At 69.7% G+C, this 18805-nt stretch carries 18 protein-coding genes; 12 read left to right on the top strand and 6 right to left on the bottom strand.

Translation table 11 applies throughout. From position 1 onward, the window contains the following. Complete coding sequence (locus tag E0W80_RS12020; RefSeq protein WP_131492770.1) at positions 1-792, top strand: SDR family oxidoreductase; 792 nt, start codon at positions 1-3, stop codon at positions 790-792. Between the two features lie 21 nt (positions 793-813). On the opposite strand, the gene E0W80_RS12015 is transcribed toward E0W80_RS12020, so the two are convergent. Continuing rightward, the gene (locus tag E0W80_RS12015) at positions 814-1644 is read right to left on the bottom strand and encodes a hypothetical protein (protein WP_131492768.1); all 831 of its coding nucleotides are present in this window, start codon (positions 1642-1644) and stop codon (positions 814-816) included. 103 nt (positions 1645-1747) lie between these two features. On the opposite strand from E0W80_RS12015, the gene dinB reads away from it, so the two are divergent. Next, positions 1748-2944, top strand: coding sequence for a DNA polymerase IV (gene dinB, locus E0W80_RS12010; RefSeq protein ID WP_131492766.1), 1197 nt, complete (start codon positions 1748-1750; stop codon positions 2942-2944). 177 nt (positions 2945-3121) lie between these two features. Here dinB and E0W80_RS12005 read toward each other — a convergent pair whose 3' ends face one another. After that, on the bottom strand, positions 3122-3472 hold the full coding sequence (locus E0W80_RS12005) for a nuclear transport factor 2 family protein (protein WP_131492764.1): 351 nt from the start codon (positions 3470-3472) through the stop codon (positions 3122-3124). Beyond that, positions 3465-4211 (bottom strand): SDR family oxidoreductase, encoded by a 747-nt coding sequence (locus E0W80_RS12000; protein WP_131492762.1) that lies wholly within the window; start codon positions 4209-4211, stop codon positions 3465-3467. Before E0W80_RS12000 ends, E0W80_RS12005 begins: the two co-directional genes overlap by 8 nt. 88 nt (positions 4212-4299) lie before the next feature. Between E0W80_RS12000 and E0W80_RS11995 the strand changes: the two genes are divergently transcribed. Continuing rightward, a complete protein-coding gene (locus tag E0W80_RS11995) occupies positions 4300-5274 on the top strand; it encodes a C-terminal binding protein (protein ID WP_131492760.1) in 975 nt (324 codons plus the stop codon). 13 nt (positions 5275-5287) lie between these two features. Further along, a complete protein-coding gene (locus E0W80_RS11990; RefSeq protein WP_131492758.1) occupies positions 5288-6142 on the top strand; it encodes a fumarylacetoacetate hydrolase family protein in 855 nt (284 codons plus the stop codon). A 112-nt stretch (positions 6143-6254) separates the two neighbouring features. On the opposite strand, the gene E0W80_RS11985 is transcribed toward E0W80_RS11990, so the two are convergent. Together E0W80_RS11985 and E0W80_RS11980 are read right to left on the bottom strand one after the other, a co-directional pair. Beyond that, on the bottom strand, positions 6255-7103 hold the full coding sequence (locus E0W80_RS11985; protein ID WP_131492756.1) for an SMP-30/gluconolactonase/LRE family protein: 849 nt from the start codon (positions 7101-7103) through the stop codon (positions 6255-6257). Next, complete coding sequence (locus E0W80_RS11980; RefSeq protein ID WP_131492754.1) at positions 7100-7969, bottom strand: hypothetical protein; 870 nt, start codon at positions 7967-7969, stop codon at positions 7100-7102. The genes E0W80_RS11985 and E0W80_RS11980 overlap by 4 nt, the downstream gene beginning before the upstream one ends. Before the next feature lie 124 nt (positions 7970-8093). Here E0W80_RS11980 and E0W80_RS11975 point away from each other — a divergent pair, with 124 nt between their 5' ends. Continuing rightward, a complete protein-coding gene (locus E0W80_RS11975; protein ID WP_131492752.1) occupies positions 8094-8969 on the top strand; it encodes an alpha/beta hydrolase in 876 nt (291 codons plus the stop codon). Further along, entirely contained in the window at positions 8966-10072 is a 1107-nt protein-coding gene (locus tag E0W80_RS11970) for a M20 family metallopeptidase (protein ID WP_131492750.1), read from the top strand. The genes E0W80_RS11975 and E0W80_RS11970 overlap by 4 nt, the downstream gene beginning before the upstream one ends. A gap of 273 nt (positions 10073-10345) precedes the next feature. Here E0W80_RS11970 and E0W80_RS11965 read toward each other — a convergent pair whose 3' ends face one another. Further along, positions 10346-11062, bottom strand: coding sequence for a TetR/AcrR family transcriptional regulator (locus tag E0W80_RS11965; protein WP_131492748.1), 717 nt, complete (start codon positions 11060-11062; stop codon positions 10346-10348). Positions 11063-11224: 162 nt separating this feature from the next. Here E0W80_RS11965 and E0W80_RS11960 point away from each other — a divergent pair, with 162 nt between their 5' ends. The 6 genes from E0W80_RS11960 to E0W80_RS11935 form a co-directional block, all read left to right on the top strand. Beyond that, positions 11225-13069, top strand: a complete 1845-nt coding sequence (locus E0W80_RS11960) for a prolyl oligopeptidase family serine peptidase (protein ID WP_131492746.1) — start codon at positions 11225-11227, stop codon at positions 13067-13069. A gap of 119 nt (positions 13070-13188) precedes the next feature. Then, complete coding sequence (locus tag E0W80_RS11955; protein WP_131492744.1) at positions 13189-14889, top strand: ABC transporter substrate-binding protein; 1701 nt, start codon at positions 13189-13191, stop codon at positions 14887-14889. A gap of 43 nt (positions 14890-14932) precedes the next feature. Continuing rightward, positions 14933-15898 (top strand): ABC transporter permease, encoded by a 966-nt coding sequence (locus E0W80_RS11950; protein ID WP_047523704.1) that lies wholly within the window; start codon positions 14933-14935, stop codon positions 15896-15898. Next, entirely contained in the window at positions 15895-16797 is a 903-nt protein-coding gene (locus E0W80_RS11945; RefSeq protein WP_131492742.1) for an ABC transporter permease, read from the top strand. The genes E0W80_RS11950 and E0W80_RS11945 overlap by 4 nt, the downstream gene beginning before the upstream one ends. Next, entirely contained in the window at positions 16794-17801 is a 1008-nt protein-coding gene (locus E0W80_RS11940) for an ABC transporter ATP-binding protein (protein ID WP_131492740.1), read from the top strand. Before E0W80_RS11945 ends, E0W80_RS11940 begins: the two co-directional genes overlap by 4 nt. Continuing rightward, on the top strand, positions 17798-18805 hold a 1008-nt coding region (locus E0W80_RS11935; protein ID WP_131492739.1), incomplete at its 3' end, for an oligopeptide/dipeptide ABC transporter ATP-binding protein. The genes E0W80_RS11940 and E0W80_RS11935, both read left to right, overlap by 4 nt.

The raw sequence follows: 18805 nt of genomic DNA, 5'->3' as shown, positions 1-18805 counted from the left end.
ATGACAGACTCCCCGCGCAGCGTCGTGGTCACCGGCAGCGGCAAGGGCATCGGTCGGGCCGTCGCCGAGCGCCTCACCGCCGATGGGTGGATCGTGGTCGGGCTCGAGCGTTCGTCGGGATCCGGCACGGTCGAAGACGGGGTCGTGGCCGAGGTCGTCCTCGGCGACGCGGCCGACCGGGCCGCGCACGAGCGCGCCGCCGCTGCCGCCCTGGCGCGGGCGCCACTCGCCGGGTGGGTCAACAACGCCGGCATCACGAAGCGCACGGCGCTGCACGACCTCGATGAAGACACCGTGCGTGAGATCCTCGGCATCAACGGCTTCGGCTACATCTGGGGCTGTGCGACCGCGGTGTCGGCCTTCGTCGACCAGGGGCTCGCGGGCGCGATCGTCAACATCGGTTCGATCCACGGACGCTCCAGCTTCACCGACCACGCCGCCTACGAGTTCACGAAGGGCGGCATCGACGCTCTCACCCGCAGCGTGGCCGTGTCGTACGGCGCACTCGGCATCCGTGCCAACACGGTCGCACCCGGGGGTGTGCGCACCCCGCACCTCGAAGCGCAGATCGCGCGCGCGGCAGACCCCGCCGCCGAAGAGCGTGCGCTCGCGGAAGGGCCGCCCATGGGCCGCATCGCCCGAGCCGAGGAGGTCGCCGCGGTCACCGCGTTCCTCCTTTCGGGCGAGGCGCCGTATCTCTCGGGCCAGTCGATCGCGGTCGACGGGGCGTGGACCGCATCCTTCGGCGACATCGCGATCGACCCGGCCCTGCGCGCGCGCTTCGAGGACTGACGGAAGACCCGCAGGCGCCTTTCAACGGAGGTACGCGTCCACGAGCAAGGCCCCGCGGATGACCCGCAGCTCGTCGATGATGCGCGCGAGGCTCTTCGCGCTCACCGAAGACAGCACGAGGTCGTGGGGACCCAGGGGCTCGAGCTTCCCGGTGCGGATGCGGACGACCTCCCAGCCCGCGGCGCGGAGGGCTCTGTCCTTGCGCAGATCCGCATCCTGTCTCTTGCCGACGTGCTCCAGACCGTGGCGGCCGACGGTGTCGTACTCGAGCGCGACGCGCAACTCCGGGAACACGATGTCGGGCCACACCTCGGTGTGACGGAAGAAGGGGCGGGACACCTTCACCGCGTTCACCGGCGCGTCGAACTCGATCAGTGCGTCGAGACCCGCACGCAGGCGTCCCTCCGCGGCGGATGCGGGGCGCGGCGCGCACTCGCTCACGAACGCGGTCCCCGCGGGCAGGTCGGGGGTCTTCGTGCAGAGCGCGGGCGCGGGACGAGGAGGTCGGCGCGGGAGGGCGCGTGCCTCGCCGAGCACGACCGGCTGCGGGCGAGCGAGCGCGGAGCACTCCGGGCACCACGCAGAGCGGCGCCGCGCCGGTCCCGGACGCTCGCGCTGCTCGGTGGGTGTGGCGGCGAACCGATGCCCGACCGCGCACTCCCAACAGAGGAGCACATCGGCCGCCAGGGGGATCTGTGACAGGACGATGCCGTGGTTGAGCTCCGGGTGGTACTGCCGGATCAGTTCCGGATACGCCGCCCATCCGGCACGGTAGGTGCCCACGTCGTACGGAACGGCGCGACTGCGGGAGAACTGCCGTCGCGCCCACCATTGCTTCACCGGTTCCGGCACGCGCCGACAGTATCCGTGAGCACCGACACCGCGTCGCCACTCCCGATGCCACCACTGGTGTCCCCGGTCCGTGCGACGATCCGCACGTCGACGGGAGAACGGGATGCATGGGGCAGCCACGGTGCTGCACGCCGACCTCGATGCGTTCTACGCGTCGGTCGAACAGCGTGATGCGCCGGAACTACGCGGTCGGCCGGTCATCGTGGGCGGCGGTGTCGTGCTGGCCGCGAGCTACGAGGCGAAGGCGCGCGGAGTGCGCACCGCCATGGGCGGGCGAAAGGCGCGGGAGCTCTGCCCGGATGCGGTCGTGGTCCCGCCGCGCATGGAGGCGTACTCCGCCGCCAGCAAGCAGGTGTTCACGATCTTCCGCGACACCACACCGCTTGTCGAGGGACTCTCGATCGATGAGGCGTTCCTCGAGGTCGGAGGCCTGAGGCGCATCGCCGGCAGCCCCGAGCAGATCGCGGCACGGTTGCGCGAACGCGTGCGAACGGAGGCGGGACTCGCCATCTCGGTCGGGGTCGCGCGCACCAAGTTCCTCGCCAAGGTCGCCAGCGCCGTGAGCAAACCCGACGGCCTGCTCGTCGTGGAGCCCGAGCGCGAGGAGGAGTTCCTGCTCCCCCTTCCGGTCGAGCGGCTATGGGGCGTCGGGGCGGTGACGGCCGAGAAGCTGCGCCGCTACGGCATCCGCACCGTCGGAGAGCTCGCCGAGCTCGAGGCGGCGACCGCCGAGCGGATGCTGGGCAAGGCCACGGGCGCGCACGTGCACGCGCTCGCTCGTCTGCGGGATCCGCGCCCTGTCGACACCACGCGCCGCCGGGGGTCGATCGGCTCGCAGCGCGCTCTCGGCAGCCGTCCCCGCGCTGCCGAGGAACTCGACCTCATCCTCACGCAGATCGTCGACCGGCTCGCTCGGCGCCTGCGTGACGGCGACCGCGTCTGCCGCACCGTCGTGCTGCGCCTGCGCTTCGGAGACTTCTCGAAAGCCACGCGCTCCCGCTCGCTCCGCGCACCGACCGACCGCACCGCCGTGCTGCTGACCGTCGCGCGCACACTGCTCGCCGCAGCGCAGGCCGAGATCGCCGACCGCGGCATCACCCTGATCGGCATCTCGCTGTCGCAGCTCGATCGCGCCGACCGTGTGCAGCCCGAGCTGCCGATCGACTGGGGCGATGAGGCGCGCCTCGACACCGTGCTGGACACCCTGCGCGACCGCTTCGGTGGGACCTCCGTCTCCCGGGCGGCGCAACTCGGTCGTGACCCCGGATGGTCCTCGCCGGTCCTCCCCGAGCACGAGTGAGCCGTACCGGGGCCTGCGCCGCGACGGAGCCCGCACGCGTTGCGAAGGGGAACTCACGGGAGGAAGGTGCGTTCTGGCGAGAGGGGCCTTCGTAGCGAGAGTTCTCCTTCGCAACGTGCGTCTCCTTCGCAACGTGCGTCTCCTGCGCAGGATGCGACGCGTGCGAGCGCAGCGGGCTCAGGCCTTGAGCATCGACGCCCGGGCGATCACGCCGCCGACCACGTCGAAGGTCGCGATGGTCTCCGTGGCGACCCCTGCGTTGATGACCTGCTCCTGCGCGACGACCCACCGCGTCCCGAACAGCACGCTGGTCTCGATCACGCACGACAGCTCGGGGTTCTGCAGGCGCGGCTCGTAGAAGGCACGGATCGCGGCGGAGCCGACCACGGGCTCGGTGGCGACGCCGGTGATCACGGCATCCTCGGCGTAGGTCGCGACGAACGCATCCAGGGCGTGCGCGTTGAACGCATCGAGTTGAGCCTGGACGGTGTCGAGGGCAGAGCGGTCGAGGGCGGGGCGGTCAGTCAATGCGAACTCCTCCGTTGACGTCGTAGGTGGCGCCGGTGATGAACCGGGCACGCTCCGACGCGAGCGATGCGATGATCCAGGCGACGTCTTCCGGCTGTCCGAACGCCCCGAGCGGGATGCCTGCCTCGAGCTTCTCGCGTCCCGCGCCCTGCAGCTGGTCGGTGATCGCGCTCGCGACCGGGCCGGGCGTGACGGCGTTCACGCGGATGCCTTCGGATGCCAGGTGCCGGGCGAAGCTGCGGGTGATCGCGAGGATCGCTCCCTTGCTGGCGGCGTAGTGGATGCCGGTCTGCAGGGCTCCGACCTGTCCGGCGATCGAGGCGATGTTGATCACGGAGCGATCCCCTTCTGCGGCGCGGAGCAGCGGGAGGGCACCGCGAGTGAGGAAGAAGGTGCCGCGGGCGTTGGTCTCGAGGACCATGTCCCATTCATCGAGGTCGATGTCGTCGTAAGGGGTGTACGGGCAGACGCCGCCGTTGTTGACGAGCACATGCAGCGAGCCCCACGCCGTCGTGACCTCTCCGACCAGGGCGTCGATCGAGGTGCGGTCCCGCAGGTCGAGACGTGAGACGCGCACCTCGGGCGAGCCCGCCGTGCGGCATTCCTCGGCGATGCGGAGGGCCTCGGCCTCGCGTCCGGCGTAGGTGATCCAGAGGGCGGCGCCCTCGCGGGCGAGTTCGAGAGCGGCGGCGGTTCCGATGCCGGAACTGGCCCCCGTGATCAGTGCGCGGCGAGTCATGGGTTCGATGCTATAGCAAAATTGCGCTCATGGAGATGGCGGAAATCGCGCTGTACATCCCTTTGCTAGATGCTATAGCATCGCAGTCATGACCGAGCCCTTCATCCTCGTCAGCGACTGCGACCTCCCGGGAACCGTGATCGAAGACACCCTCCGGCAGGCGGGATTGCGCGCCGAGCGTGCCGCCTCCGGCAGCATCGACGACATCGCCGCTCTCGGCGCCGACGCCGAGGGGCTCGTGGTGCAGTGGGCGCAGATCACCGGCGACGTGATGGACCGGATGCCGAACCTCCGCATCATCAGCCGCGTCGGCATCGGCTACGACATGGTCGATGTCGAGGCCGCGACCGCTCGCGGCATCGCCGTCGCGAACACTCCGAGCTACTGCATCGAAGAGGTCGCCGCGCATACGATCGCCATGATCATGACGCAGGCGCGCGGCCTCCCCGCCTACGACCGCGCCGTGCGGGCCGGCACGTGGAAGGCTGTCGATGCCCGCCCGCTCGCCGTGCGGCCCTCCACCACCACGGTTTCGGTGCTCGGCTTCGGTCGCATTGGTTCGATCGTCGCCCGCGGGTGCCGCGCCCTGGGCTTCCGGGTGCTCGTCGCCGACCCCTACGCCTCCGCCGACGCGGTGCGTGAGGCCGGGTGCGAGCTCGTCGCGATTCCGGATGCGGTGGCACAGGCCGACCTCCTCACGCTGCACGTGCCGCTCACCGACGACACCCGACACCTGATAGATGCCGCCGCGATCGCGACCATGAAGAAGGGGGCCGTCGTGGTGAACACGTGCCGCGGCCCGCTCATCGACGACGAGGCGCTTGCGGCCTCCCTGCGCGCCAGGCATCTGGGTGCCGCGGCCCTCGACGTGTTCGCGGGCGAACCGCTCGCCGCCGACTCCCCGCTCCGCGACCTCGATGAGGTGCTGCTCACGCCGCACGCCGCGTGGTTCTCGCCCGAGGCACTCGATGATCTGCCCGTGCACGCGGCCGAGAACATCACTCGATACCTGGCCGGCGAGTCGGTGCCGATCGTCAACCCGACCTACACCGCCGTGCGCTGACCGAAGGACCACTGTGGAGCTCCTGCGACTCGGCCCGATCGGCCAAGAACGTCCCTACGTCCGTGAGGCGGGGGTCGTCTACGACCTCACGCCACTGACACCCGACATCGACGGCGACTTCCTCGCAGCCGACGGCATCGCCCGCGTGCGTGAGGCCCTGGTCCGCGACGAGCTGGCAGCGGTCACGGTGGAGGGGCTGCGCATCGGCGCTCCGGTCGCCCGTCCGACCGCGGTGGTGTGCATCGGCCAGAACTATGCCGCGCATGCGGCGGAGTCCGGATCGCTGCCGCCCGAGCATCCGGTGATCTTCTTCAAGCACCCGAACACGGTCGTCGGCCCGGACGACGTCGTGTTGCTGCCGCCCGGCGCCGAGAAGGTCGACTGGGAGGTCGAACTGGCGGTCGTGATCGGCAGGACGGCCCGATACCTGCCGTCGCCGGATGCTGCGCGCGAGGTCATCGCCGGATACACGATCTCGAACGATGTCTCGGAGCGGGCGTACCAGCTCGAGGTGTCGGGCGGGCAGTGGTCGAAGGGCAAGTGCTCCGAGACATTCAATCCGCTCGGGCCCGCGCTGGTGCCGGCGGACGAGGTCGACCCGCAGGCGCTGCGACTGCGGTCGTTCGTGAACGGCGAACCGCGTCAGGACTCGTCGACGGCGGACATGATCTTCCCGGTGCTGCAGATCGTGCACGAGCTGAGTCAGTATCTGGTGCTCGAACCGGGGGATGTGATCAACACTGGCACCCCGGAGGGCGTCGCGCTGTCCGGGCGCTTCCCCTATCTGCAAGACGGCGATGAGATGACGATCGAGATCGATGGTCTCGGACGTCAGCGCCAGCGCACCGAGCGGGCGCACCTGGGCTGACGTCAGGCTCTCACCCGGCGGTCTCTGGCCGGGGCACGGTTCCTTTTGCTGAGTGCACCGTGTCCCGATCAGAGGCCGTCGGGCGTCTCGGGCACCCGCACGGACAGACGGCTCAGCCGGCGAACGGTGTGACGGAGACGCCGTGCACCCCCGGGCGCGCGGCGTACACCGATCCTGCGTCGGTGCCGTGGTCTGCCGAGAGCCCCTGCGCCGATGTCGTGATGTAGAGCGTGCCGAGGTCGTCGCCGCCGAACGTGCACGCCGAGACCTGCGGGACGGGGAGGGCGATCGTCTCCACCAGGGCTCCGGATGCGTCGTAGCCGTGCACCGCGCTGCCGCCCCAGAGTGCGACCCAGACGCTGCCGTCGGCGGCGACCGTCAGGCCGTCCGGCAGGCCCTGCTCCTCGGGGATGGTCGCGAAGGTGCGCCGGCCGCGAAGCTCGCCCTCGACGACGTCGAACACGTCGATGCGGTGGGTCATGGTGTCGACGTAGTAGACGCGACGACCGTCGGGCGAGAAGCCGACGCCGTTCGACACGGTCGTGTGCGCCAGCACGGTCGAGATCGCGAGGTCGGCGTCGAGTCGCAGCACGACCCCGGCATCCGGCGTCGCGTCGTAGGCCATCGAACCGGCGATCAGACGGCCGCGCGGGTCGCAGCACCCGTCGTTCATCCGCACACGCGGGTCATCGAGCAGGGTCGCGACGGCGCGGGCTTGACCGTCGACGTCGTCGGCCAGATACAGGGTGCGCGCGCCGACCGCCACCAAGCCGCCGCCGACGCGGGGTCGGGCGAAGGCCAGATACTCGTCGTCGAGGTGCTGGCGAGTCACGCCGTCACGGCGGAGGGTGAGCAGGTCGCCGGCAGTGCCGTCGACCCAGCGGAGTCCACCCCAGCCCGACCACCACACGGGTCCTTCGGCATGGTGGGCGACCGGACCGGTGACGTTGTCCGGGGTCATGCGTCGTCGCGCGGTTTCGGGCGCGGCGGTGCGGGACGCAGCGGATCGGCGATCGGTATCCGCTCGGGTTCGGGCGCGTCGGCGAGTGCAGCCTCGGCGGCGGCAGTCGGTGCCGGAGCTGCGGTGGGGTGTGCCGGCAGTTCCCGCGCGACCTGTTTCTCGAGCACGGTCACCGCGTCTTCGGAGAGCAGGATGAGTCCGTCGAGCTCTTCGCGCACCCGCTTGTAGGCGACGTTGCGCTCGGCTTGTGTCGCGGACTCATCGACGGCGACCTTGAGCAGTTGCTGCGCCCGCTCGAGGCGTTTGCGCTCCGGCTCCGTGAAGGTCGAATCGCGGAGGCGCCGGGCATCCTTCTCGGCGATCTCGAACGCGACGGCGTAATCGCCCACGGCCTGCAGGTACTCGGTGATCTGCTGCTCCGACACCTTCGCATCGGCGGACGCCGGTCGCAGGGCATCCGCGGTCTTCTTCGCGCGGAGGAACGCCGCGGTCAGGGGCTGGCGTCCGTCGCTCATGGCGGGGAACGCGATGAGCTTCGCCACGTCCAGCTCGTAGTCGAGCCAGCGCGCGGTGATCTCGTCATGCTCGGCGAACAGACGCGCGACCAGATCGTTCGGGGCGACGGACGCCGTCGTGTCGACGACGGAGGGTCCTCGACGCTTGTTCTGCTGGGTGAGCGCGCGCGCCTCGATCTCGGCGGTCTTCAGCTGCGCTTTGATGCGAAGGGTCTCCAGGCGGCGCTCGTGACGGCGCTTGGAGTTGCGCTCCCAGGCCTTCGCCGCACCGCCGGCCATTCCCATGATCGGGAAGATGAGCCACCAGTAGTTGCCGGCGAAGTTCCAGAAGCCCTGGATGAACTCTTCCATGATGGGTTCAGCCTACTGCGCACGGTGGTCGCCGTCCTCTCTCCTGCTCAGGGGTTCCCAAAGGCTTTGTCATTGATATAGTCAACGCAACTGACTTGCAAAGCCGGAACCGGAGAGTTGGACGATGATGACCCCTTCCCGCACGACGATGACGCTGGACTGCGACGGCATCGGCATCGCCGCAGAAGTCCGTGGATCGGGCCCCGCCGTGCTGCTGCTGCATGGGTATCCGGAGACCAAGGCCATGTGGGAGGAGGTCGCGGCGGAGCTCTCCACCACACATACGGTCGTCGCGACGGATCTGCGCGGCTACGGCGACTCGGCGAAGCCGCGCGGCGAGCGCTACTCCAAGCGCGAGATGGCGGCGGATCAGGTCCTCGCGATGCGGACGCTCGGCTTCGAACGCTTCGCCGTGGTGGGCCACGACCGGGGCGGGCGGGTCGGGCATCGGATGGCGCTCGACCATCCGGAGGCCGTGACGGCGCTGGCCGTGCTCGACATCGTGCCGACGCTGCACATGTTCGAGAACGTCGACCGCGAGATGGCGACCGCCTACTTCCACTGGTTCTTCCTCGCGCGCGCTGACGGGCTGCCCGAAGCGCTCATCTCCGCCGACCGCGAGACCTGGCTGCGCAGCCGCTTCACCGGTCGCCGACATGACGGTGATCGGCTGCCCGAGGCGTACGCGGAGTACCTCCGCTGTTTCGACGTCGACACCGTCCACGCGTCCGGCGCCGACTACCGCGCGGCCGCGGGCATCGACCTCGACCACGACCGCGCAGACCGCGCCGCAGGGCGCAGAGTGGATGTGCCCGTGCTCGCGCTGTGGGGAGAGCACAGCTACGTGGGGCGCAACTTCGATGTGCGCGCGGCGTGGACTCCCTACGCGCCTGCGGTCACCGGCGCACCGGTCGACGCGGATCACTACCTCGCCGAAGAGGCGCCGCGGGCCACGGCGGCCGCGCTCCGGGTCTTCCTCGCCGAGGCGGTCGCGGCATGAACGTCCGCACCCAGGCGATCGAACGCCTCGACGCACTCGTGTCCATCGAGACGCCGACCGGGGATGCCGCTGCGCTCGCCGAGGCGCAGGCTCTGGTGCGCTCCTGGATCGAACCCGTGCTGGGGGTGCGCGGCGAGATCGAGAGCGTCGACGGGGTCGAGCATCTGCTGTGGCGAGGGGGGTCCGCGCCGTCGGTGCTGCTGCTCGGGCACCTCGACACCGTGTTCCCCCAGGGCACCATCCGGCACCGGCCGTTCCGGCTCGAGGGCGACCGCGCGACCGGCCCGGGGGTCTTCGACATGAAGGCCGGGATCGTGATCATGGCCGCGGCCCTCGAACGTGTCGCTCATCCCGGTGAGGTCGCGGTGCTGCTCACCAGTGACGAGGAGGTCGGCTCGCTCACCTCGCGCGCCCTCATCGAACGCGAAGCCGCTCGCGCAGGCACTGTGCTGGTGCTGGAGCCGAGCCTCGACGGGGCGCTGAAGGTCGCCCGCCGCGGTGGAAGCATCTACCGCGTCGCGCTCACCGGGCGCGCGGCACATGCCGGACTCGAGCCGTGGAAGGGGCGCAGTGCCCTCATCGAGCTGGCGCACCACGTGCTCGCGCTGCCCGAGCTCGCCGACGAGGAGCGCGGCACCACGGTCAGCCCCACGGTCGCCCACGCGGGAACCGCGACGAACGTCATCCCGGAGCACGCGGAGGTACGCGTCGACGTCCGGGCCTGGACGCTCGACGAGCTGGAGCGGGTGGATGCCGCGATGCAGGGCCTCGACCCGCATACCGAGGGAGTGGGAGTCGAGGTCATCGGCGGGATCAACCGTCCGCCGATGGAGGAGCGTTCATCGGTCGACCTGCTGGCCTGCGCGCGGCTCGTCGCCGAACGGCTCGGTCATCCGGAGGTCGAGGCGGTGTCGGCCGGCGGTGCTTCGGACGGCAACTTCACGGCAGCCGTCGGTGCTCGCACCCTCGATGGTCTCGGACCCCGCGGTGCCGGGGCGCACGCCGACCACGAGTGGGTCTCGATCGACTCCATGATCGAGCGGATCGACCTGCTCGCTGGCATGCTCGACGAGCTGTCATCCGCTCGCACCCCTGCATCCTGAAGGAGATCTCTCACCCTGAAGGAGATTTCTCGTTCTGAAGGAGACTGCTCGCGCCGAAGGGCTCTCTCATCCTGAAGGAGATCTCTCGCTCTGAAGGATTCCTAGCCCAGAACGCTCCTTCGGGACGTGTTTTCTCCTTCGGGACGTGTTTTCTCCTTCGGGACGTGTGTTCTCCTTCAGGATGCGTGTTCTCCTTCAGGGCGCGTGTCCCTTCAGGGCGTGTGTTCTCCTTCAGGGCGTGTGTCCCTCCAGGCGCGCACACGGGCTCGGGTGTCAGGTCCCGGGAGCGTGCCGTTCGATGCTCTCCAGCAGCAGGTCGAGGGCGGTCTCCCAGGCACGCGGATCGCGCACGGCGGGAAGGGTGTCTCCGGCCCAGGTGATCGCGGGGAACTCTTCCGGGTCGAGCCGGCGGAAGTCCATCTGCCAGGTGAGCTCGTCGGAGTCCTGGACATCGGCGGGAAGAGCGGTCAGGGCGGCCTGGATGCTGGACGCTGAGCGGATCAGCTGCCCGAGCGCGCGGGCGTACAGCGCAGCCTGCTCACGGTCGTACCCGCCGCGGCGGAGAGCCCCGATCGAGAACTCCATCGACGAGAAGTCGGTCGGGCGGCGCAGCGCCATCTGCAACGCGAACTCCGGGTAGCGCATGTAGTGGTCGTGGATCAGGTGCGCCTGCCGTCGCAGGTCGTCGAGCCAGTCGTCGGTCGCCACCAGGCCGCCGCTGTAGGAGCGGGCGCGGAGGGTGTCGATCAGGGCGAGGAGCAGCTCGTCCTTATCGCGGAAGTGCCGGTAGATCGAGGTCGGGTGGGCGCCGAGCTCCTCGCCGATCGCCTGGAAGGTGAGCCGGTCGAGCCCCTCCCGTTCGACCACCCGGTCGGCGGCCGCGACGATGATGTCGCGGCTCAGGGAATCGCGGGCGCGGCGTGGGCGGGTGGTCGAGCTCGTGGCGCGAGTCGGCGTCTTCGCCGGTTCCGCGGCCTTCCGTGTCGCCATCGGGGCACTCCGTTCGTCGTCGCGTATCGGTCACGCAGAGATCACGGTACCCCACCGTCGTCACGGTGTCTGTCAGTGGCATCGACAAGGTGGCGGGACACTATCCGTAGCGACTAGCCAGTGTTATAGTCAACGTCATTGACCAGGTGAGAAGGAGCAAGGATGCTGCAGAGCCCGGAAGAGCCGACGACGGATGCGGTCGAGGAGCGCTTCGCCGTGCCGTACCTCATGACCGTGCGCCCCGCCTCGGGCGCGGAAGACCTCGCCCTGGTCATCGAGAATCATCCGGACGGTGCTCGCGGACGCCTCTGGCATGCACCCGACGCCCCGGGGGAGCCGTTGCCCTTCGAAGTCAGCACGGGCGCGATCGTCACGAACGACGGACGGTGGATCGTCGACCTCGACGACGGCGGCGGCTCCGAGGTCGGGACCCTCGTCGCCACCTCGCTCGACGGTCGTGAGCGCGTCGCACTGACCCCCGGCCGCGAGCCCTACGTCCTGCGCGGCCTCACGATGTCGTACGACGGCTCCGCCCTGGTGGCCACCGTCGTCGATGAAGACGGCTTCCACGTGCTGGTGATCCCGGCGGCTCCGTGGGGTGAGCCGAAGGTCGTCTACTCCCACCCCGTCGAGGCCTGGTTCGGTCTGCCGTCGGCCGACGCCTCGCTGGTCTCGATCGACACGACCGCCCACAACCCCGGTATCCGTCGTCCGCTGATCACGGTGGTCGACGCCGTGAGCGGCACGCCCGTCGCCACGCTCGACGACCTGCCGGCCGGGCCGGTCCGTGCCGTCGGCTTCTCCTCGGAGCCCGGGGATGAACGCCTGCTCCTCAACACCGAGCGCAGCGGTTTCTCGCGTCCGGCCATCTGGCATGTCCGCACGGGCCAGCGGCACGACTTCGACCTGCCCCACCTCGCCGGAGAGGTGATCGCCCTCGACTGGAACGCCGCTGCCGGGCGGGTGCTCGCTCTGCACGTCGACGGCGGCATCCATCGGCTGCTGGAGCTCGACGAAGCCGACGGCACGGCACGGACCATGCTCGAAGGAGGGAGTTTCGCGGAGCCGGACGTCGCGAGCCTGCATCCGTACTACTGGACGTCGTACTACGCGCCTCGGGGAGCGGTACGAGCGCTGCGCTCGAGCTGGGACGTGCCGCTGCGGGTGACCGAGGTCACCGCGGACGGGCGTGAGGTGACGCTCATCGCACCCGCGGAGGTTCCCCCCGGGCAACCGTTGACCTCGACCCTCGTCACGAGCGCCGACGGTACCGCGGTGCAGCTGTGGTCGGGGCGTCCTGCGGGGCGCGCACCGATCGGCACCGTGCTCGAGATCCACGGCGGCCCCAACCTGGTCGCCGTCGATCACTACAACCCGTCCGCGCAAGCCTGGATGGATGCCGGCTTCGCTTACGCGTCGCTCAACTACCGCGGCTCTGTGACGTTCGGGCGTGCGTTCCGAGAAGGTTTCTGGAACGCCGGGGGCGACCGGGAGATCGAGGATGTCGCGGCGGCGATCGCCTGGCTGCGCGCACAGGGCCTCGCGGATCCGGCGTCCACGTTCATCACCGGGGCGTCCTACGGCGGGCACATGACGCTGCTCAGTGTCGGACGTCTCCCCGAGCTGTTCGCCGGTGGCTTCGCCCACGTGGCGGTCGCCGACTGGTCGGTGACGATCGAGGCCATGAACCCCGCGGTGCGCACGGTGTGGAGTTCGTGGGTCCCGCCCGAGCTCGTCGAACGCTTCTCGGCCATCACCTACCTCGACGACGTCACGGCATCCGTCTGGGTCAATCAGGGCTCCGTCGACACCCGCACCCCGGTCATCGGAGTGCAGGGCTACGTCGATCGCCTGCGCGCCCGCGGCGGTGACGCCGTGCTCGAGATCTTCGAGGGCGGGCATGAGCCCACGGGTCTGAAGGGTGCCGCGCACGACCAGCGTCGCATGCACGAACTCGCCCTGCGGACCCTCGCCGGCGAGCGTTGGGATAACGAATCTCGCCACTAGTCACGAACATTGACTAAAAGGCTTGCTATCTTTTCCGGTCAGTCCTAGAGTCGGACCAACACCCGCACGACAGCACGTTCGCACTGTCCCTCAGTCGCACGATCACTGGAGATCCGTCCATGTCGAAATCACCGCTTCGCACCGCTGTACCCGCATCCCGCCGCGTGCTCATCGCCGCGCTGACCGTCACCGCGCTGGTCGGTTCCCTCGCCGCCTGCGCACCGTCGTCCGCGACGCCCGAACCCAGCGAGGTCGCCGTCGTCGACGGTGGCGAGCTCGTGATCGGCGCCGAGCAGGAGCCCGACTGCACCGACTGGATCGCTACGTGCGCCGGGTCGATCTGGGGCACCTACGTCATGCAGGTGCCGACCATGCCCGCCGTCTTCCACACCCGCCAGGTCGATGAGGAATGGGTGCCCGTCCCCTCCGACCTCGTCACCGAGGAGCCGGTGGCCGAGGTCGCTGCCGACGGCACGCAGACCATCACCTACTCGATCAACCCCGAAGCGGTGTGGTCGGACGGCGAGCCCATCACCTCGGCAGACTTCGCCTACACCGCGCTGCAGATCCGTGACGGCGACGACATCTTCGACAAGACCGGCTACGACCGCATCACCGCCGTCGACACGAGCGATCCGCAGACCGCGGTCGTCACGCTCGACTCCGCGTATGCCGGATGGCGCACACTGTTCAGCGTCTACGGCATCATGCCGTCGCACCTGCTCGAAGGGCAGGACCGCGCCGCGCTCATGACCGACGGCTACGACTTCAGCGGCGGCCCCTGGAAGATCGAGAAGTGGACCCGCGGCACCTCGGTCACCCTCGTGCCGAACGAGAACTACTGGGGTGAGAAGCCGCACCTCGACAGGGTGACCTTCCTGTTCCTGCCCGACACCACCGCGGCGTTCCAGGCACTCAAGAGCGGTCAGGTCAGCGCGCTCTACCCCTCGCCGCAGCTCGACGCGCTCACCCAGATCGAGGCGGGTCTGCCCGGCATCCGGTCCCAGGTCGATGCGCGCAGCGGCAACCTCGAGGCGATCTGGCTGAACAACGCCGCCGCCCCCTTCGACTCGGTCGCGGTGCGTCAGGCGCTCGCGTACTCGATCGACCGCGACGCGATCGTGAAGCGCCTGTTCGGAAGCCTCGGCATCGAGGAAGCCCAGCAGAGCTTCAACTCCCCGATGGTCGCGCCGTTCGCCGCCGACGACTTCTCGCGGTACACGCTCGACCTCGACAAGGTCGACGAGCTGATGGAAGGCGACGGCTGGTCGAAGAACTCCGACGACGTGTGGGCGAAGGACGGCGAGACGGCCACCTTCGCGGTCAAGACCCTCGCCGGCAACAAGCGCCGCGACCTCACCGTGCAGGTGCTGCAGTCGCAGCTCGCCGACGCCGGCTTCGAGATGACGATCGATCAGGTGACGCCCGCCGACCTGTTCGGCACGACCGCGCCGCAGGGCGACTTCCAGGCCGGCCTGTGGGCTCTCGTGGACACGTTCCCGGACCCCACGCTCAGCTCGACGTTCTCCTCGGTCAACATCCCGAGTGAGGCGAACGGCTACTCCGGCATCAACTTCTACCGCGTCGACATCCCGGGTCTCGACGACCTGCTCGGCCAGGTCGACAGCGAGATCGACACGGATGCCCGCATCGCGGCGTCGCACGAGGGGGACGCGTTGATCGCGGAGAACGTGCCGTCGCTGCCGCTGGACACGGTGCCGAACGTGCTGCTGTGGAGCGAGACGGTCGGCGGCCCCCTGCAGATCAACCCGGTCGAGGGTCCGTTCTGGAACCTCGCCGAATGGGGTCTGGCCGGCTGACGCCGACCGGGTTCGAGAGCCAGGACAGGGACGGGGCGACGACGTGATCACCTTCATCACACGGCGAGTGCTGTACTCGGTGCCGGTGATCCTCGTCGCCTCGTTCATCCTGTTCTGGGCCGTGCGCTCGACGTTCGATCCGCTCGCGAAGCTCCGGCAGGCGCAGGATCCGACGGCGATCGCCCGGGAGATCGAGCGGTTGGGGCTCGACCGTTCCATCCCCGAGCAGTACTTCCTCTGGCTGCGTGCGATGGTGACGGGCGACTGGGGGGTGAGCACCCGCACCGGCACTCCCGTGCTGCCCTTGATCGGCGAAGCGTTGTGGCCGACGCTCCAGCTCGCGTTCTGGGGGCTCGTCGTGGCCGTGCTGATCGCCGGAGGCGTGAGCGTCTATTCGGCCGTGCGACAGTACTCGCTCGGCGACAACCTGCTCACCGGAGCCTCGTACATCGGTATCGCGATGCCGGCGTTCTGGTTCGGGCTGATCCTCATCCAGACCTTCGCGGTGTGGCCGAAGGAGCAGTTCGGGCTCAGCGAGCCGCCCCTGTTCTTCATCGGGTTGCACTCCCCGGGGCAGACCGGAGCGCTCGACTACATCCGCCATCTGGTGCTGCCGGTCGCCGCGCTGATGATCGCGCTCGTCGCGTCGTGGAGCCGGTTCGGGCGCGCGGCCATGCTCGATGCGCTGTCGAGCGACTACGTGCGCACCGCACGGGCTAAGGGCGTCCCGCGACGACAGGTCATCTGGCGGCATGCGGTGCGCAACTCCCTCGCGCCGTTCGTGACGGTCGTGGCGCTGGATGCCGCGATCCTGATCGGCGGACTCGTCGTGACCGAGCAGATCTTCGCGATCCCCGGCATGGGGCGGCTGTTCCTGCAGTCCCTGGTCGCCGGTGACGTGTTCGTGCTGCTGCCGTGGATGCTCGTGGTCGCGGTCGCGGTGGTCCTCAGCAACCTGATCGCCGACATCGCCTACGCGGTGCTCGACCCGAGAGTGAGGCTGTCATGAGTGGTGCAGGCATCGCCGGGAGCGAGGAGCTGCTCACCGAGCAGGACCCGCAGAAGGCTCCCACCCGCCAGCTGCTGAAGGGCTTCCTGCGGCACCGACTGGGCGTCGTGAGCCTGGTGGTCCTCGTGGTCCTGGTGATCGCGTGCTTCGGCGCCGGTCTGATCGCGCCGTATGCGCAGGGACAGCAGGACCTGCTCCTCGGACCCACGCCGCCGTCGGCGGAGCACTGGCTCGGAACCGACGAGCTCGGGCGCGACTACTTCAGCGAGATCCTCTTCGCCGGTCAGGTGTCCCTCGCGATCGGGCTGGCGGTGGCGTTGCTCGCCACGCTCGTCGGCACGGCGGTCGGGGCGATCGCCGGCTACGTCGGCGGCTGGATCGGCGAACTGCTCATGCGCATCACCGACCTGTTCCTGATCGTCCCGGCGATCGCGCTGCTCGCCGTGATCCTGCAGGGGCTCGGGCCGTCACCCACGACGATCGTGTTCGCGCTCACGGCGCTGGGGTGGACGTACATCGCCCGCGTCGTCCGCGCGCAGGTGCTCTCGCTGCGGGAGAAGGACTTCATCGACGCGGCCAGGGGCATCGGCGCGTCGGGCCCGCGCATCGTCATCTCGCACCTGCTTCCGAACCTCGCGGGCGTGATCGCCGTCGCGATGAGTCTGGCCGTGGCCTCCTCGATCATCGCCGAGTCGACACTCAGCTTCCTCGGCTTCGGGGTGCAGCCGCCGCAGACCAGCTGGGGTTCGATGCTGAGCCAGGCCGCCGGCTACGTCGGAACCCCCCAGGTGTACCTGCTGTACTTCCCCGGACTGTTCATCCTCGTGACGGTGCTGTGCGTGAACTTCATCGGCGACGGACTGCGCGATGCGCTCGACCCGCAGGGGAAGAACCTGTGAGCGGGCGGGAGGTGCTCCTCGCGGTCGAGGACGTGTCGATCAGCTTCCCGACCGATGCCGGGCTCGCCAAAGCGGTCGAAGGAGTCTCCTTCGTGCTGCACGAGGGCGAGACGGTCGGCATCGTGGGGGAGTCGGGCTCAGGCAAGTCGATGACGGCGATGGCGATCATGGGCCTGCTGCCGAAGAAGGCCGTCGTCACCGGGTCGATCCGCTTCCGCGGGCAGGAGCTCGTCGGGCTCTCGGATGAGGAGCTGAGGGCGATCCGCGGCAACGACATCGCGATCGTGTTCCAGGACGCCCTGACCGCGCTCAACCCCGTCATGCGCGTCGGGGACCAGCTGATCGAGGCCGTGCGCGTGCACCGGCCGGAGTCGACGGCGGCCGAGCGCAGGACCAGGGCGGTCGAGCTGCTCGACCTGGTCGGCATCCCCTCGCCCGACCTGCGCGTCGACCGCTATCCGCACGAGTTCTCCGGAGGCATGCGGCAGCGCGTCATGATCGCGATGAGCATCGCGAACGAACCCGACCTGCTGATCGCCGACGAGCCCACGACCGCGCTCGATGTGACGGTGCAGGCGCAGGTGCTCGAGGTGCTGCGCGAGGTCCAGCGCCGGACCGGCACCACGGTGCTGCTCATCACGCACGACCTCGGGGTCGTCGCCGGCACCGCCGACCGCGTGCTCGTGATGTACGCGGGCGGGCTGGTCGAGACGGCCGACGTCGACCCGCTGTTCTACGAGACCGCACACCCGTACACCGCGGGACTGCTCGCCTCGCTGCCGCGCATCGACCGGCGGGCGTCGCGGGACGAACGGCTGTATCAGATCGCCGGGCAGCCCCCCGTGGCGACGGCCTGGCCCGCCGGATGCCGCTTCGCGCCGCGGTGCGCCCACGCGGTGGTCGGCCGCTGCGACGTGGCCGTTCCCGAACCGGTCGCGGTCGGTGAAGAGCACACGGCCGCCTGCGTGCGGGTCGGCGAGTGGCAGAAGGAGATCGTCTCATGAGCGCGCCCCTCAGCGTCCCGGTCCGCAGCGCGGGCCTGACCGTGCAGGACCTCGTCAAGGAGTACCGCGTCGGCGGTGGTCTGTTCGGTCGGACCCGTGACGTGGTGCAGGCCGTGTCGGAGGTGAGTCTGTCGATCGAGGGCGGGCAGACCTTCGGGCTCGTGGGCGAGTCCGGATGCGGCAAGTCGTCCCTCGGACGCAGCGTCGCCCGTCTGCAGTCCAGCGACGGCGGGTCGATCCGTCTCGGCGAGGACGACATCACCCGGGTCGAGGGGACGCGCCTGCGGGCCCTGCGTCGCCGCGTGCAGTTCGTGTTCCAAGACCCGTACGCCTCGCTGAACCCGCGCAAGTCGGTGCGGGCGACCCTCACCGAACCGCTCGTGATCCACGGGCTGCACCGTGGGGACCACGACCGCCGCGTCGAGGAACTGCTCGCGCAGGTCGGGCTGGACCCCGCGCACGCCGACCGGTTCCCGCATGAGTTCTCGGGCGGACAGCGGCAGCGGATCGGCATCGCCAGGGCGCTCGCCGTGGAACCCGAGGTGATCGTGCTCGACGAGCCGGTCAGTGCGCTCGACGTCAGCGTGCAGGCGGGCGTGCTCAACCTGCTCGACGATCTGCAGCGCGACCTCGGGCTCACGTACCTCTTCATCGCGCACGACCTCTCCGTGGTGCGGCACCTGAGCGACCGGGTCGGGGTCATGTACCTCGGCCGACTCGTCGAGGAAGGACCCGTCGACGAGCTGTACGAGCGGCCGCTGCATCCGTACACGCAGGCGCTGCTGTCGGCCATCCCGGTGCCCGATCCCCGAGCCGAGCGGGCACGCGAGCGCATCGTGCTCACCGGTGACGTGCCGAGTCCGGTGTCGCCGCCGAGCGGATGCCGCTTCCGCACCCGCTGCTGGAAGGCCACCGAGATCTGCGCTGAGGTCGTGCCGCCGCTCGTGGAGCCCGCGCTCGTCGCCCCCGGCAGCACGCATCGCGTCGCCTGCCACCACCCCGCC

Source organism: Microbacterium sp. PI-1 (genome assembly GCF_004337555.1).
Taxonomy (GTDB): Bacteria; Actinomycetota; Actinomycetes; order Actinomycetales; family Microbacteriaceae; genus Microbacterium; species Microbacterium aurugineum.
This window is presented reverse-complemented; position numbering and strand designations above follow the sequence as displayed.